Source organism: Ferriphaselus amnicola (assembly GCF_000974685.2).
In the GTDB taxonomy this organism is placed as follows: Bacteria; Pseudomonadota; Gammaproteobacteria; order Burkholderiales; family Gallionellaceae; genus Ferriphaselus; species Ferriphaselus amnicola.
Genome location: NZ_AP018738.1, coordinates 835,662 through 850,687, shown reverse-complemented (window position 1 = coordinate 850,687; position 15,026 = coordinate 835,662). Strand labels below are relative to the sequence as shown.

14 protein-coding genes are annotated in these 15,026 nt (G+C 57.7%); 7 read left to right on the top strand and 7 right to left on the bottom strand.

All coding sequences use genetic code 11. The features are described from left to right. Nucleotides 1-4 precede the first annotated feature (4 nt). The 7 genes from OYT1_RS04085 to pmbA all read right to left on the bottom strand — a co-directional run bounded on the left by OYT1_RS04085 (nt 5) and on the right by pmbA (nt 7,833). On the bottom strand, nt 5-412 hold the full coding sequence (locus OYT1_RS04085) for a pilin (protein ID WP_062626880.1): 408 nt from the start codon (nt 410-412) through the stop codon (nt 5-7). A 185-nt stretch (nt 413-597) separates the two neighbouring features. Continuing rightward, entirely contained in the window at nt 598-2,976 is a 2,379-nt protein-coding gene (locus OYT1_RS04080) for a GspE/PulE family protein (RefSeq protein ID WP_062626879.1), read from the bottom strand. A 27-nt stretch (nt 2,977-3,003) separates the two neighbouring features. After that, nucleotides 3,004-3,429: a universal stress protein gene (locus tag OYT1_RS04075; protein ID WP_062627025.1), complete on the bottom strand. Its 426-nt coding sequence runs from the start codon at nt 3,427-3,429 to the stop codon at nt 3,004-3,006. Between the two features lie 10 nt (nt 3,430-3,439). Then, a complete protein-coding gene (locus OYT1_RS04070) occupies nt 3,440-4,180 on the bottom strand; it encodes a TerC family protein (protein ID WP_062626878.1) in 741 nt (246 codons plus the stop codon). 113 nt (nt 4,181-4,293) lie between these two features. Then, complete coding sequence (gene sucD, locus OYT1_RS04065; protein ID WP_062626877.1) at nt 4,294-5,175, bottom strand: succinate--CoA ligase subunit alpha; 882 nt, start codon at nt 5,173-5,175, stop codon at nt 4,294-4,296. 2 nt (nt 5,176-5,177) lie between these two features. Beyond that, on the bottom strand, nt 5,178-6,341 hold the full coding sequence (gene sucC / locus OYT1_RS04060) for an ADP-forming succinate--CoA ligase subunit beta (protein ID WP_062626876.1): 1,164 nt from the start codon (nt 6,339-6,341) through the stop codon (nt 5,178-5,180). Nucleotides 6,342-6,462: 121 nt separating this feature from the next. After that, the gene (pmbA, locus tag OYT1_RS04055; protein ID WP_062626875.1) at nt 6,463-7,833 is read right to left on the bottom strand and encodes a metalloprotease PmbA; all 1,371 of its coding nucleotides are present in this window, start codon (nt 7,831-7,833) and stop codon (nt 6,463-6,465) included. 71 nt (nt 7,834-7,904) lie between these two features. Between pmbA and yjgA the strand changes: the two genes are divergently transcribed. The 7 genes from yjgA to OYT1_RS04020 all read left to right on the top strand — a co-directional run bounded on the left by yjgA (nt 7,905) and on the right by OYT1_RS04020 (nt 14,912). Continuing rightward, the gene (yjgA, locus tag OYT1_RS04050; protein ID WP_062626874.1) at nt 7,905-8,423 is read left to right on the top strand and encodes a ribosome biogenesis factor YjgA; all 519 of its coding nucleotides are present in this window, start codon (nt 7,905-7,907) and stop codon (nt 8,421-8,423) included. Then, nucleotides 8,420-9,091: an alpha/beta hydrolase gene (locus tag OYT1_RS04045; protein ID WP_062626873.1), complete on the top strand. Its 672-nt coding sequence runs from the start codon at nt 8,420-8,422 to the stop codon at nt 9,089-9,091. Before yjgA ends, OYT1_RS04045 begins: the two co-directional genes overlap by 4 nt. 16 nt (nt 9,092-9,107) lie before the next feature. Continuing rightward, the gene (gene aat / locus OYT1_RS04040) at nt 9,108-9,788 is read left to right on the top strand and encodes a leucyl/phenylalanyl-tRNA--protein transferase (protein ID WP_062626872.1); all 681 of its coding nucleotides are present in this window, start codon (nt 9,108-9,110) and stop codon (nt 9,786-9,788) included. Between the two features lie 134 nt (nt 9,789-9,922). Further along, nucleotides 9,923-12,436, top strand: a complete 2,514-nt coding sequence (locus OYT1_RS04035; RefSeq protein WP_084612001.1) for a bifunctional diguanylate cyclase/phosphodiesterase — start codon at nt 9,923-9,925, stop codon at nt 12,434-12,436. A gap of 132 nt (nt 12,437-12,568) precedes the next feature. Next, nucleotides 12,569-13,339, top strand: a complete 771-nt coding sequence (locus tag OYT1_RS04030; protein WP_062626870.1) for a ZIP family metal transporter — start codon at nt 12,569-12,571, stop codon at nt 13,337-13,339. A 9-nt stretch (nt 13,340-13,348) separates the two neighbouring features. Continuing rightward, a complete protein-coding gene (gene rimO, locus OYT1_RS04025) occupies nt 13,349-14,683 on the top strand; it encodes a 30S ribosomal protein S12 methylthiotransferase RimO (RefSeq protein WP_062626869.1) in 1,335 nt (444 codons plus the stop codon). 16 nt (nt 14,684-14,699) lie between these two features. Then, on the top strand, nt 14,700-14,912 hold the full coding sequence (locus OYT1_RS04020) for a DUF3820 family protein (RefSeq protein WP_062626868.1): 213 nt from the start codon (nt 14,700-14,702) through the stop codon (nt 14,910-14,912). Nucleotides 14,913-15,026: the final 114 nt, after the last annotated feature.

Sequence of the window (15,026 nt, the reverse complement as noted above, 5' to 3'; positions counted from 1 at the left end):
CGAATTACTTACAGAAGCCAGCTGCCAAGCAAGTGCCACTTTGTGTCCAAGTGATCGCGCTACCTGCGGCATTCAATGCAGGCGTCAACACCGAAGTATAACCACCCGATGCAGCTGTTCCTGTAGCAGTAACAACGCCATCAGCTACTGCAACGCTGGCCAGATTAGCGGTAGCAGCGGGCGCAGCGGGGATACCATTAGTCGCATGTGCGCAACCAGTGAAGGTGCCCAGATCGTTCTGGCACACGGTCACTGCCTTTTGATAGGATTCGCTGATGGACAGCACTTCGCTGAACTTAGCTTTCTTGGTGTAGTTGCTGTAAGCCGGGATCGCGACGGCGGCCAAGATACCGATGATGGCGACAACGATCATCAGTTCGATCAGGGTGAAACCTTGTTGTACTTTTTTCATTTCTATCTCCTTGGGTTTAGAGTGGGTCATACCGCCACGGAGTAACAAAAGCAGGCTTCATGCCAACCTTAAAAAAAATAATCATTCATTTGATTATATTGAGATATATACACACTCAAGAATCCAAATTCAGCAGCTTCAATCAGTGAAGCTGCCCATCCCGAGCATAGCACTGACAATTTTCGTCACTTGATACAGACTGAGCGCACTTGATGCATATCAGTGAAACCTTGCAACACTTTCTCGATACCGTCTTGCTTCAAGGTACGCATCCCTTCGCCCAGTGCCGTGACGATCATCTCGGCCACTCGCGCATGCTCTTGGATGTTTTTCTTCATAGCATCGGTACCCACCAACAATTCGTGCAAACCAAGTCGGCCACGGTAGCCAGTTCCAGCGCAGCTATCACACCCAACCGGCTGGTATAAGGTGAACTGCCCATTCGCATCAGCAAAGGTACGCGCCCATTCTGCGCGTAAGGCCTCTCGCGCCGCCTCGGGGTCGTTTTGCCAACGCTCGATATGCTTCAGTTCATCAGAGTACTCCGTTAGCAACAAGTCGATCTCATCTTCCGACGCGATGTAGCTCTTGCGGCAATCCTTGCACAAACGCTTAGTCAGGCGCTGCGCCAACACACCGAGCAGCGCATCCGCGAAGTTGAATGGATCCATGCCCATATCCAGCAAACGGGTGATGGACTCCGGCGCGCTATTTGTGTGCAAGGTGGCAAACACCAAGTGACCAGTAAGCGAAGCCTCGATACCGATGGAGACGGTTTCCTTGTCGCGCATTTCGCCAACCATGATGATGTCTGGGTCGGCACGTAGGAAGGCGCGCATGATGGTGGCGAAATCCAGCCCCGCCTTCTTGTTGATCTGAACCTGACGCAGCCCCTTCTGGGTGATTTCCACAGGGTCTTCCGCCGTCCAGATCTTGGTATCCGGCTTATTGAGCGAGCTCAGGATAGAGTGCAGCGTGGTCGTTTTACCAGAACCGGTCGGGCCGCAGACAAAGAACAAGCCGTAGGGTTTGCTGACCACGCTCTTCAGCATCTCTAGGTTGTACGGAGAAAGTCCAAGCTTCTCGACTGGCAGCGGCTCGCCCGAGGCAAGAATACGCATCACGATGTCTTCGACACCGCCTTGCGAGGGTAGCGTCGCAACCCGCAGCTCGATGTCGAGAGGGCCAAACTTTTTGAACTTGATCTTGCCATCTTGCGGTTTGCGCTTCTCGGAAATGTCCAAATCGCACATGATCTTGATGCGGGTGATGAGCGCATTGCGATACGAGGCGGGCACCTCGATGTACGGCAACAGCGAACCATCCTTACGGAAGCGAATCAGCGTTTTGGCTTTCCCCGGCGCTGGCTCAATGTGGATGTCGGACGCGCCCATCTTGTACGCATCGACGATGATCTTGTTAACCAGTTTGACCAGTTCGTTGTCGGCTGCCGCACTAATGTCCTCTGGATTAGCGCCTAACTCATCGTCGTCCCCTCCCAGCGAAGTGAGCAAATCGTCCACTGAGCCTTCCATATCGTGCGAACTTTGCGAAGACTCCCCTAGCCCTTTGCTGAAGAAAGCATCAAGCGTGGCGCGGAACTCGCGCTGCGAACACACTCTGAAAACCAGTTTGGCTTTAGGAAATACCGCATTTGCCACTCGCGAGGCGCGAGTACGCTCGGGATCGGGAGTCAGCACGACCAACCCCTCTTGCGTCTCTTCCAATGGGACCCAACCGCTACTCACCACGTATTCACGCTTCAGGTTTTTAAGCAGGTCAGCGGGTTTGATCCGATCAAACCGGAACGGCTCGTAAGGCACGCTGAAGAAACGCGACAAACTCGAACCCATTTGAACCGCTGTTACATGAAAGTCATCCAGCAACACGTCCTCGACATCGTTGCCCTTGCGCCGCGCCGTCCGCGCAGCCAACTCCAACTCAGCCGATGAAACAACGGCATCGGCCACCAGATAATCGAACTTGCCCTTGATCGCCGTCGGCGTCTGCCGCTGTTGCATCGCCACCGGCAACGCACGGGCGACCTCTTGCACTGTTTCCAACACGATGGCAGAGAACGGCTGGTCGGCCTTATTGTTGATCAGTTGAATCACACCGACCAACACATCGCTCTCAGGTTTGAGTACCGGCACTACCAACATCTGCTTGGTGCGATAGCCGGTGCGACGATCCACATCTTGCAAGAATCGCAGTTGCGACCCGATACGTGCCAACTCTTGCTCGTCATACACATCATTGATGTTGATAGTCTTGTGATTGAGCGCACAGAATCCGGCAATGCTTTGCTGCGTCATCGGCAAGCGCAAATCCTTGAAGGTATTCAGCCCAACTTTGACCTTGGAGACCAGCGAGAGCTTGTCTTCGCTGACCTCGTAGATGGTGATGCGATCGGCATTGCATAACGCGGCGACATCGCGACTGATATCGCCCGCCACCTCATCCGCCGTCGCAGTCTGAATGCGCGCCAACAGCGCATGTAGTCCACGAGATATCTCTGATGAGGCACCCGGCAATCCCACTGGCGTCAAAGAAAGTTCGACCATCGCTATATTCCCCCGCTCCGCCTAAAGCTATTTGATCAGCACAACTGGCACACTCGCCAGCTTCGCCACTTTGTCTGCCACCGTTCCCAGCAAAAGCGAGGAAAGCGTCTCATGCCCTCTCGCGCCAACCACAATCAAATCCACCTGCTGCTCCTGCGCATACTGGACGATGCCTTCGGCAGGCGTACCCACGCTGATGTGGTAGCTATAGGCCAACCCAACGCCATCCAGTTTCTGGCACGCCGGAGTCAATGCCTCCATGCCTTGCTCGCGGTAGTAATCGTTGATTGTGTCTTGGCTGATGAACAGTTTGACGTTGCCCGTCGCCAGCTTCCATTGCACGTTGAGCAGAAACACTTGCGGCGCGTCTTTCAGCCAAGACAAGCTATTGATGACATAGTCCACCGCGCGATTCGCGCCTTCCGAGCCATCTACTGGAATCAATATCTTCATCGTCATCCCCTCAACCCTTGCGATTCGGCGAACTCGCCACTTGCTCGTCCAGCACATCGACCACCGGCGCTAAAGCTGCCTTACGCAACGCCAACCATTTGCCCAAGCCCACCACCAGCACAGCGCAGATCACCGGTAGCACAACATGCAGCCACGCCGCCGACTCCATCACCGGATGCAGAGTCTCATCACTCACCACCATCTCACCCGCCACATAGCCGAGCAGAGCGCCACCGATATAGATGATGACCGGAAAACGGTCGATCAGCTTCAGCACCAGTTGACTACTCCAAGCGATCAGCGGAATGCTGATCAGCAGACCGAACACCAGCAACGTCGTGTTGCCATTAGCCGCCGCTGCCACGCCCAGCACATTGTCCAGACTCATCACAAAGTCCGCCACGATGATGGTCTTCACCGCACCAAGCAACTGATCGTTGGCCTTGATGTGATCCCCGCCCTCGTCTTCTTCCGGCAGGATCAGTTTCACGCCTATCCACAGCAGCATCGCCGCTCCCGCCAATTTAAGATAAGGCAGCGACAGCAAGCCGACCGCAAAGAACGTCAGCGTGATCCGCAAAAAGATTGCGCCCAGCACGCCGTACATCACACCCAGCTTGCGCTGCGCCTCTGGCAAATTACGACAGGCTAAGGCGATCACCACCGCGTTGTCGCCCGACAACAGCAAGTCGATCATGATGATTTTGAACACGTCCACCCAGAACGAGGTGGAACTTAACATTTCCAGCATTTCAAACCTTTCTTGGGAAAGGGGGAAGGGAACGCGCCTTTGGCTCTCAAGGAAGAAGGGTAAAACCGCGCGGTGAAGCGCTCCGCAGCACCACTCTTCCCCCTTATCCCTTCTCAGCCTTTCAACACTTTCTTCATCACCCGCCCCATGTCTGCCGGGTTGCGAGTGATATGAATGCCGCATTCTTCCATCACGGCCAATTTATCTTCTGCACCACCCTGACCGCCGGAGATGATCGCTCCAGCGTGGCCCATGCGTTTGCCTTCTGGCGCGGTGATGCCAGCCACGAAACCGACCACGGGTTTGGTCATGTGCTGCTTGATCCAGCGTGCGCACTCTTCCTCATCGCTGCCGCCGATCTCACCCACCATCACCACCGCATCGGTGTCGGGATCGTCGTTGAACAGGCGCATCACATCCAAGTGCTTCAGGCCGTTGATCGGGTCGCCGCCGATGCCGACGCAGGACGATTGCCCCATGCCCAACTCGGTGAGTTGCGCCACCGCCTCATAGGTCAGCGTGCCGGAACGCGACACCACGCCGATGCGTCCCTTCTTGTGAATGTGGCCGGGCATGATTCCGATCTTGATCTCGTCCGGCGTGATGATGCCGGGACAGTTCGGGCCGATCAGCAAGGTCTTTTTGCCCGCCATTTTGTAGCGGGTGCGGATCATGTCATGCACCGGGATGCCCTCAGTGATGCAGATCACCAGCTCCAGCTCCGCCTCCACCGCCTCGTCGATGGCTGCCGCCGCGCCGCCGGGCGGCACGTAGATCACGGAAACCGTCGCGCCCGTAGCCCGTTTGGCATCCAGCACCGAGGCGTACACCGGAATACCCTCGAACTCTTCGCCCGCCTTCTTGGGATTGACCCCCGCCACAAAGCAGTTCGCGCCGTTAGCGTATTGCTTGCAGTGGAAAGTGTGGAACTGGCCGACCTTGCCGGTCATGCCTTGGGTGATGACTTTGGTATCTTTATTGATAAGTATCGACATGCTTAACCTCGCGCCGCCGCAACGACCTTCTCAGCCGCATCAGCCATATTCCCCGCCGAAATGATGGGTAGGCCAGAGTCGGCCAAAAGCTGCTTGCCCAACTCGACATTGGTGCCCTCCAGCCGCACCACCAGCGGCACGGTGAGCTGCACTTCGCGCGCTGCCGCCACCACGCCCTGCGCAATCACGTCGCACTTCATGATGCCGCCGAAAATATTGACCAGAATGGCTTTCAGCTTGGGGTTGCGCAGCATCAGTTTGAACGCCTCGGTGACTTTTTCCGTGGTAGCTCCACCGCCCACATCGAGGAAGTTGGCCGGATTGCCGCCGTACAGCTTGATGATGTCCATGGTCGCCATCGCCAGACCGGCTCCGTTGACCAGGCAGCCGATGTCGCCGTCGAGCTGGATGTACGACAGATCGAACTTCGAGGCTTCGATCTCTGCGGGGTCTTCCTCATCCAAGTCGCGCAAGGCGACGATCTCAGGATGCCGATACAGCGCGTTGGAATCGAAATTAAATTTGGCATCCAGCGCCAGCACGTGATTGTCAGCGGTAAGAATGAGCGGATTGATCTCGGCCAGCATCGCGTCTTTCTCGACGAAGGCGCGGTACAAGCCTTGCAACACAACACGCGCCTCGGCCAACGCGGCTTCCGGCAGTCCGATGGCGCGCGAGGTCGCATCGGCCTGCACATCAGTCAGCCCAGCCACTGGGTCTATCCATTCGGTCTTGATCTTCTCCGGCGAATGCGCGGCGACTTCTTCGATCTCCATGCCGCCTTCGGAGCTGGCGATCAGCGCTACGCGCTGCTTGCTGCGGTCCACCACCATGCCGAGGTAGAACTCGCGCGCGATGGCCGCGCCCTCTTCCACCAGCAGACGACGCACGGCCTGACCTTGCGGGCTGGTCTGATGGGTGATGAGCTGCATACCGAGAATGGCCTGCGCATGCTCGCGCACGGCCTCCAGCGACTTGGCCACCTTAACGCCGCCGCCCTTGCCGCGACCACCCGCATGGATCTGAGCTTTCACCACCCACACGCTGCCGCCCAGCGACTGCGCCGCCGCAACGGCTTCATCCACGCTGAAACACGCCACGCCTCGCGGCGTGGGCACGCCATACTGGCGCAGCACCTCCTTGGCCTGATATTCGTGTATTTTCATCCTGCTACCTGACTAGATTGTTATATTTTTGAAATCCCTGAACAGCCGCAATGTTACCCAATAATCTCCAGAAATGCGGCGGAATTCACGCCAAAAACCGCGCCAATTCGCTGTTTTCCCGTTATTCGCCCGCCACCGTCATATTCTCGATCAAGATTGAACCACATTGCCTAGAACCGTGAATCAACACGTCGTTGCCGACGGCGGCGATCTGGCGGTAGATATCCTTGAGATTGCCGGCGATGGTGATCTCTTCCACTGGGTATTGGATCTCGCCATTCTCCACCCAAAAACCGGCTGCGCCGCGCGAATAGTCGCCGGTGACATAGTTCACGCCCTGACCGAGCAACTCGGTGACCAAAAGCCCGCGCCCCATCTGCTTGAGCAGTCCGTCAAAATCAAAATCACCCGGCTTGAGAATGAGGTTATGCGTGCCGCCGGAGTTGCCGGTGGTTTGCATGCCAAGTTTGCGAGCGGAATAACTGGCAAGGAAATAGCCGCGCAGCACGCCGTCTTCGACAATGTTGCGGCGCTGCGTGCGCACGCCCTCGTCATCAAATGCCCCCGAAGCCAACCCTTTACGGATGTCCGGCACGTCGCTGATCTGGATGTGCGGCGAAAAGATTGGCTGATCGAGCTGATTGAGTAAGAACGAGGATTTGCGGTACAAGCTGCCGCCGCTGACTGCATGGACGAAATGACCGAGCAAGCTGGCCGCAATCGGTGCTTCGAACAACACCGGCACTTGCATGGTCGCGAGCTTGCGCGATTTCAATCGGCGCACGGTGCGGGCGGCGGCGATGCGGCCGATCTCGGCAGCGGGCAGTAGATCAGCCGCGCAACGTGCATCGCTGTACCAATAATCCCGCTGCATGGCGTCATCCTTACCCGCGATCACGGCGCAACTCACGCTGTGACGCGAGGTCGGGAATCCACCAACAAAGCCCAGACTGTTAGCGAACACGAACTGCGACTCGTGCACATTGACCGTCGCCCCTTCGGAATTGCGAATGCGGCGGTCGGCAGCGAATGCGGCCTGTTCGCATTGCTGCGCTAGGCTGATCGCACCTTCCACATCAAGCGCCCACGGGTGATACAGGTCGAGATCGGGAAACTCGGTCGCCAGCAGATCAGCATCCGGCAGTCCGGCACAATCATCCACAGCGGTATAGCGTGCGATGTTCAGCGCAGCATCCACCGTATCGCGCAAGGCCTGCGGCGAAAAGTCCGAGGTGCTGGCATTGCCGCGCTGCTGGCCGAGATAAACGGTGATGCCCACACCTTTGTCGCGCGTGTATTCGATGGTCTCGACTTCGTTCTGGCGCACCGTCACCGCCTGCCCGAAACCGTCCGACACTTCGGTGGCGCTGGCCGTCGCTCCGCGCTCACGCGCATAGCGGATCATGTCCTCGGCGATCTGACGCAAGGTGGCAGCGGAATGAGAAAAACGGTCGGAATTTTGAGAGGCGGGGCGAGTTTCGGCGGTGGACATTACGGCGATAGGGCAAACGGTTAATTCGGAAGGCGTTATCATACACGCCATTCAATCTGAAGCAGGAAGCCATGCACTACCACGAACAAGCCAACGAGCTCGATGACGAGATCGAATTACCGCCCAGCAAGACCAAGATCAAGCAGCAAATGCACGAATTGCAGGACTTGGGCGAACGACTCACCGAGCTCTCGAACGAAAAGCTGCGCGAACTCGACCTACCCGAGCGTTTGCTCGACGCCATCAAGGAACTCAAGAAGATCAACAAGTTCGGCGCACAACGCCGCCAGTTGCAATACATCGGACGCTTGATGCGCGAAGTCGAGCCGGAACCCATCATCGCCAAACTGGATGCTTGGAACGGTGTATCGGCGACACACGTCGCGTGGCTGCATCGCTTGGAACAATGGCGTGACCGTCTGCTCGACCAGCCCGACGCACTGGGCGAACTGCTGGCGACCCATCCACAAGCCGACGGACAGCGCCTGCGCACACTGGTACGCAACGCCGTCAAGGAACGTGAACTGGCCAAGCCGCCCAAGAACTACCGCGAGATATTCCAGATGTTGAAGGAGATCATGCCGGAATGAGCGTACTCACTCACATCCTACTGGACAGCGGCAAAGCGCCACGTCACAGTCTCATCTGGCTACATGGTTTGGGCGCGGATGGCAGCGACTTTGTGCCGATGGTGGACGAGCTGAAGTTGCCTGTTCCCGTCCGCTTCATTTTCCCCCACGCACCGATGCGCCCGGTCACGATCAACGGCGGCTTCATGATGCGCGCGTGGTACGACATCGTGGCGACCGATATCGGCGCCAAACAGGACAGCCGAGGCATCATCGCCTCGCAGGCCGAGGTCGAGAAACTGATCGCGATGGAAGTCGCACGCGGCGTGTCTCCCGAGCACATCTTCCTCGCTGGATTCTCGCAAGGTGGTGCCATCGTGCTGCATACCGGCTTGCGCCATGCCCAAAAACTCGGCGGCATCCTCGCGCTTTCTACCTATCTGCCTTTGGCCGACACACTAGCGAACGAAGCCAGCGATGTCGCCCACGACACACCCATCTTTATGGCGCATGGTCGCAGCGATCCTGTGGTTCCGTATGCGCTGGGCAAGCTGTCTGAAGAGCGACTACTGGCGCATGGTTGCACGCTGGACTGGCACGAATACGCCATGCCGCACTCCGTCTGCCAGCAAGAGATCACCGACATCGAACGCTGGTTAACCGAACAGCTCAACGCCAAACCAGCCTGAGCCTCACCGCATCGGCATGATCCCGCTGCTGCACCGCGACACCCCCTTCCCGCCCGTCGAGCAGGCATTGACCTATCCCAATGGCCTGCTCGCAGCAGGGGCTGACCTCTCGCCGCAACGCCTGCTCAATGCCTACCAGCGCGGCATATTTCCGTGGTTTTCGGAGGGCGAACCCATCCTGTGGTGGACTCCCGATCCGCGCATGGTGCTAGTTCCTGCCGAGCTCAAACTTACAAAATCCCTGCGCAAAACCTTACGCAACGGCCACCACGAAGTTCGTTTCGACACCGCCTTCGAGCAGGTGATGCGCGCCTGCGCCGAACCGCGTGAGGGACAAAATGGCACTTGGATCAGCGAAGCGATGATCGCCGCTTACGGCGAACTTCATCGGCTAGGCTATGCGCATTCGGTCGAGACTTGGCTGGACGGCGAACTGGTGGGCGGGCTGTACGGCATGGCCATCGGTCGCATGTTCTACGGAGAATCCATGTTCAGCCGCCTCCCCGATGCCTCCAAGATCGCCCTCGCTCGGCTGTGCGCCCACCTGCAAACTCAAGGCTGCGAACTGATCGACTGCCAGATGAACACGCCGCATTTGGCCTCGCTCGGCGGCAAGGAGGTTCCCCGTAGTGAGTTCCTCGCTCAGATAACCAGACTTATACAAGCACCTGCCATGAGCTTTGCAGTCATGGCATGATGGAGACAGCTGCTCACGAACGTAGTGCAGAGCTCGCATCACGAGCAAAACAGTCCGTGATGCGCCTAATCAGAAGTGATAGTGTTTTCAGGACGATTCAGTTAGTGTTTCACAAGACCAACTCGTGGTGACCTATGTCAACCTCACGCTCTGAAACCTTACGTTTGCGCATGCTGATGGCAGCGGTCTTTGCTTTAGGGCTGCTGATCCAAGTATTCAGCATGGTACTTGATGGTTACGGTAGCCATTTAGTGATGCAAAATCTCGCCTTTCACGGCGCGATCGAGATGGCCGGAGCCGTCATCGCTGCAATGGTCGCGTACCTGCTACTGCGCCTGAATACCATCGGCAAAGGCAGCAGTTTCAACTACCCCATCGCGGCTGCACTGCTGGCTATGGGTGGCCTAGACAGCCTGCATGCATTGATGTCGAGCGGCGACCTGTTCGTTTGGCTACACAGTCTAGCGACCGGTGTCGGTGGTTTGCTGTTTGCGCTGATCTGGCTCCCACCCCATGTACTCCAAGCGAAACAGCACCATGCGCCGCTGGGCGCGATCCTGTTAGCAATCGTTCTTGGCGCACTTTCGATACTCTTCTCCGAGCAGATACCCCACATGCTCGAAGCAGGCAGATTCACCACCACCGCTGTGACCTTGAACATCGGAGGAGGACTCTTACTGCTTGCCGCTGCGGCCAAATTGCTGCAGACCTACCGTGTTTCAGCCAAACCTGAAGACCTGCTGTTCTTGTTCCAATGCATCATCCTATCCGTAGCGGCACTCACCTTCGCCTATTCCAGCGTCTGGGATTGGCCGTGGTGGGGTTGGCATGTGCAACGGCTAGCAGGCTACAGCTTGGCCTTGTGGCTGATCGTCCAGACCGCCAAGAAGATCGAGCTGCAAACACGGATGAGCAATCGTCGGCTGCAACAACAGATCGAGGAGCGCAAGCGTGTCGAGAGCCAGCTGCGCATCGCAGCTATCGCCTTCGAGACGCATGAAGCCATCATGATTACGGATGCGAATGCAGACATCATCCGGGTCAACCATGCCTTCGAAGTCATCACCGGTTATAGCGCAGAAGAAGTGCTCGGCAAGAACCCTCGCATCCTGAGTTCAGGTCAAGAAGAGGCCGGATTCTATGCCCAGATGTGGAAACATCTGCTAGAGAACGGGTCTTGGAGTGGAGAGATACTGGATAAACGCAAGAACGGGCAGATCTACCCGAAGTGGCTGACCATCACAGCCGTGAAGAACCGAGACGGCGAGACGACCGAGTTCGTAGCGATCTTCAGTGACATCACCCGTCGCAAACAGGCGGAAGAAGAGATATTCAGCCTCGCCTTCTATGACGCGCTCACCAAACTCCCCAACCGCCGCTTCCTGCTAGAGCGACTACAACAGTCGCTTGTCGCCTCATCCAGAAACCATCATTACGGTGCGCTATTGTTCCTAGACATGGACCGATTCAAGATCCTGAACGACACACTGGGGCATGACCACGGAGACCTGTTCCTGATCGAGGTGGCCAAGCGTATGCAACACAGTGTGCGCGATATGGATACGGTAGCGCGCATCGGAGGGGACGAGTTCGTCATCCTCATCGAAGAGATCGCCCCCGATAGCCATGATGCATTGCAAAAGGCTGCCATGATCGCCGAAAAGATCCGTCTCGCATTAGCGCGCCCCTATCACCTCAACGACAAGGAGTATCGCAGCTCGCCCAGCATAGGCGTATGCCTGTATCGAGGCGAACAGGAGAGCGTTGACGACTTGCTCAAACATGCGGATATGGCGATGTACCAAGCCAAGGAATCTGGCCGAAATGCCGTGCGCTTCTTCGATCCCGCCATGCAACTCGCCGTCGAGAACCGTGCCGCCTTGGAGGCAGAGCTGCGTCATGCCTTGCCCAACGGACAATTCCAACTGTATTACCAAGTACAACTGGACAGCCAACTGCGCGCATTGGGAGCAGAAGCACTCATACGTTGGGCCCAACCGCAACGCGGCATGGTATCACCCGCACAGTTCATCCCGATCGCCGAAGACAGCTCACTGATACTAGAGATCGGAAACTGGGTACTGGAGACCGCATGCAAACAACTGGCAGCATGGAGTACCCGCGAACTTACGCGTGACCTCAGCCTTGCCATCAATGTCAGTGCGCAGCAGTTCAAACGCCAAGATTTTGTGCAGAACGTCTCAGCCATGGTTGAACGCTATCAGATCAGCCCTTCGCGACTGAAGCTAGAGCTGACAGAGAGCGTCGTCCTGAGCGACGTGTCGGATGTCATCGGCAAGATGCATGCTTTGAAAGCGGTGGGCATCAACCTGTCGCTGGACGATTTCGGCACAGGCTACTCCTCCTTGTCCTACCTCAAGCAACTTCCGCTGGACCAGATCAAGATCGACCAGAGCTTCGTGCGTGACATCACCAGCAACATCGACGACGCGACCATGGTGCAGACCATCATCAGCCTAGCCAATCACTTCAACCTCAATGTGATCGCAGAGGGTGTCGAAACCGAAGAGCAACTCCACTTCCTCAAACAGAACGGCTGCATGGCCTATCAGGGCTACCTACTCGGCAGACCGATGCCTATCGACGAATTTGAGACATCCTTGCAACAGCTAGCGGCAGCGAACTGACGTCCCAGACCGGAAACGCCGCCCCCGCTCGCTCGGGTGCTCTGTTCGCTGCACCGTGCCTCAAGCCTCTTGCTAAAGTTTTCCGAGCCTCCCTGCGTTATAATCCGCGCCCTGCCTTTTGTCTGAACCTTCATGAGTGTCCTGAACTGGATCATCGTCACTAGCCTACTCGGCGGCGTGTTGAGCGTGGCTTGCGCGGCGGTGTTCGCGCTGAATGCTCGCGCCCATTTTGTGAACGCGTTGGTGAGTTACGCCATCGGCGCGCTGTTGGGCGCGGTGTTCCTTGATATTCTGCCGGAAGCCATCGCGCTGACTTCCAACGTACCTGCCGTCAGCGCGACCTTGCTGGCGGGCATCATGTTGTTTTTCGTGCTGGAGAAACTGGTGCTGTGGCGGCATTGCCACCATGACCATTGCGAGGCGCACGAGCCGCATACGCACAATCACGATCACGGTCGTAGTGGCACGATGATCATCGTCGGCGATACCTTCCACAACTTTGTCGATGGCATCATCATCGCCGCCGCCTTCCTCGCCGACACTGAGCTGGGCATCATCACCGCACTGGCCATCATCGCCCACGAGATCCCGCAGGAAGTCGGCGACTTCGTCATCCTGCTGCACTCGGGTTACAGCAAACTGCGCGCCTTCCAGTTGAATCTGATTTCCAGCTTGGCGACGCTGGTCGGCGGCATGCTAGGCTACTTTACTCTGCAAACCATGCAAAGCTGGGTGCCGACGCTGCTGGCGCTGGCCGCCGCCAGCATGATCTACGTCGCCGTCGCCGACCTTATCCCCGGCCTGCACAAACGCACCCAGTTGCGCGACACCTTGCAGCAAGTCATCCTGATCGCGCTGGGCGTGGGCACGGTGGCGCTGGTCGGCGCGGTGGTACACATCTAGGAACCCAACATGAGCACTTCCAAAACTGCCCCGCGCGTCGGCTTCGTCTCCCTCGGCTGCCCCAAGGCGACCTCGGACTCTGAACTCATCCTCACTCGCTTGCGCGCCGAGGGCTACGTGATCTCGCCTAGCTACGCCGATTCCGACGTGGTCGTGGTGAACACCTGCGGCTTCATCGACAGCGCGGTGGCAGAATCGCTGGATGCCATCGGCGAAGCACTGGCCGAGAACGGCAAGGTCATCGTCACCGGCTGTCTGGGTGCCAAGGGCGACATCGTGCAGCAGACGCATCCCAAGGTGCTGGCCGTCACCGGCCCGCACGCCACCGACGCGGTGATGGACGCGGTGCATGCGCAACTGCCCAAGCCGCACGATCCTTACACCGATCTAGTGCCGCCGCAGGGCATCCGCCTCACGCCGCGCCATTACGCCTATCTGAAGATCTCCGAAGGCTGCAACCATCGCTGTACTTTCTGCATCATCCCTAGCCTGCGCGGTGATCTGGTCAGCCGTCCAGTGGGTGATGTGATGGCTGAAGCGGAGAAACTGGCCGAGTCCGGTGTGAAGGAATTGTTGGTCATCTCGCAGGACACCAGCGCTTACGGCGTGGACGTGAAATACCGCACCGGCTTCTGGGGCGGTCGCCCGCTCAAGACGCGCATGACCGAACTCGCTGCTGCCTTGGGCGAACTCGGCATCTGGGTGCGTTTGCACTATGTCTATCCCTACCCGCACGTGGATGAGGTCATCCCGCTGATGGCGCAGGGCAAGATCCTGCCCTACCTCGACATCCCATTCCAACACGCCAACGCGCGCATCCTCAAGTTGATGAAGCGCCCGGCCAGCTCCGACAACGTGCTGGAACGCATCCGCCGCTGGCGCGAGATCTGCCCAGAGCTGGTCATTCGTAGCACCTTCATCGTCGGCTTCCCCGGCGAGACCGAAGAGGAATTCGAAGAGCTGCTGGATTTCGTCGAGGAAGCACAGATCGACCGCTTGGGTGCCTTCGCCTATTCGCCGGTAGAAGGCGCGACTGCCAACGACCTGCCTGACCACGTACCGCCCGAAGTCCAGGAAGAACGCCTCGCCCGCCTGATGATGCTGCAAGCCGAGATCAGCGCCGAGAAGCTGGCACGCAAGGTCGGCCAGACCATCACCGTGCTGGTGGATGCGGTGGACGAAGACGGCGCGGTAGCGCGCAGCGCCGCCGATGCGCCCGAGATCGACGGCTTGGTCTATATCGAGAACGGCCAAGACTTGGAACCGGGCGAATTCGCCACCGTGCGCATAACCGATTCCGACGAACACGATCTATGGGCAGAAGTGATCGAGTCGGACGACTAAAGCTGTCGCTGATCGCATGCAGCCCGAAGACCTTCAGCGCCTAGTCACCCTCGCCATGCCTTACGGCAAACACAAGGGAACACTGATCGCCAACCTGCCCGGCAATTACCTCAACTGGTTCGCCCGCACCGGCTTCCCGCCCGGCGAGATCGGTCGCCTGCTGGAGCTGATGCAGGAACTGGATCACAACGGGCTATCGCATTTGCTTGATCCGCTGCGCAAGCGCTAGATAGAAGAGTGAACTCTATACGCAACGCATGTGCAGGACTTGTAGATGCGCATCTAACTGGAGTAAATTGGGCGCAATCTATTCTGGCAAGAAATTTCATAAAAATCACATTGC

What these genes read in the sequence shown, in the direction of transcription:
- OYT1_RS04075 (WP_062627025.1), bottom strand. Translation starts at nt 3,429, where the DNA reads ATGAAGATATTGATTCCAGTAGATGGCTCGGAAGGCGCGAATCGCGCG.
- OYT1_RS04045 (WP_062626873.1), top strand. Translation starts at nt 8,420, where the DNA reads ATGAGCGTACTCACTCACATCCTACTGGACAGCGGCAAAGCGCCACGT.
- yjgA (WP_062626874.1), top strand. Translation starts at nt 7,905, where the DNA reads ATGCACTACCACGAACAAGCCAACGAGCTCGATGACGAGATCGAATTA.
- rimO (WP_062626869.1), top strand. Translation starts at nt 13,349, where the DNA reads ATGAGCACTTCCAAAACTGCCCCGCGCGTCGGCTTCGTCTCCCTCGGC.
- OYT1_RS04035 (WP_084612001.1), top strand. Translation starts at nt 9,923, where the DNA reads ATGTCAACCTCACGCTCTGAAACCTTACGTTTGCGCATGCTGATGGCA.
- OYT1_RS04085 (WP_062626880.1), bottom strand. Translation starts at nt 412, where the DNA reads ATGAAAAAAGTACAACAAGGTTTCACCCTGATCGAACTGATGATCGTT.
- OYT1_RS04080 (WP_062626879.1), bottom strand. Translation starts at nt 2,976, where the DNA reads ATGGTCGAACTTTCTTTGACGCCAGTGGGATTGCCGGGTGCCTCATCA.
- OYT1_RS04030 (WP_062626870.1), top strand. Translation starts at nt 12,569, where the DNA reads ATGAGTGTCCTGAACTGGATCATCGTCACTAGCCTACTCGGCGGCGTG.
- sucC (WP_062626876.1), bottom strand. Translation starts at nt 6,341, where the DNA reads ATGAAAATACACGAATATCAGGCCAAGGAGGTGCTGCGCCAGTATGGC.
- OYT1_RS04020 (WP_062626868.1), top strand. Translation starts at nt 14,700, where the DNA reads ATGCAGCCCGAAGACCTTCAGCGCCTAGTCACCCTCGCCATGCCTTAC.
- pmbA (WP_062626875.1), bottom strand. Translation starts at nt 7,833, where the DNA reads ATGTCCACCGCCGAAACTCGCCCCGCCTCTCAAAATTCCGACCGTTTT.
- OYT1_RS04070 (WP_062626878.1), bottom strand. Translation starts at nt 4,180, where the DNA reads ATGCTGGAAATGTTAAGTTCCACCTCGTTCTGGGTGGACGTGTTCAAA.
- sucD (WP_062626877.1), bottom strand. Translation starts at nt 5,175, where the DNA reads ATGTCGATACTTATCAATAAAGATACCAAAGTCATCACCCAAGGCATG.
- aat (WP_062626872.1), top strand. Translation starts at nt 9,108, where the DNA reads ATGATCCCGCTGCTGCACCGCGACACCCCCTTCCCGCCCGTCGAGCAG.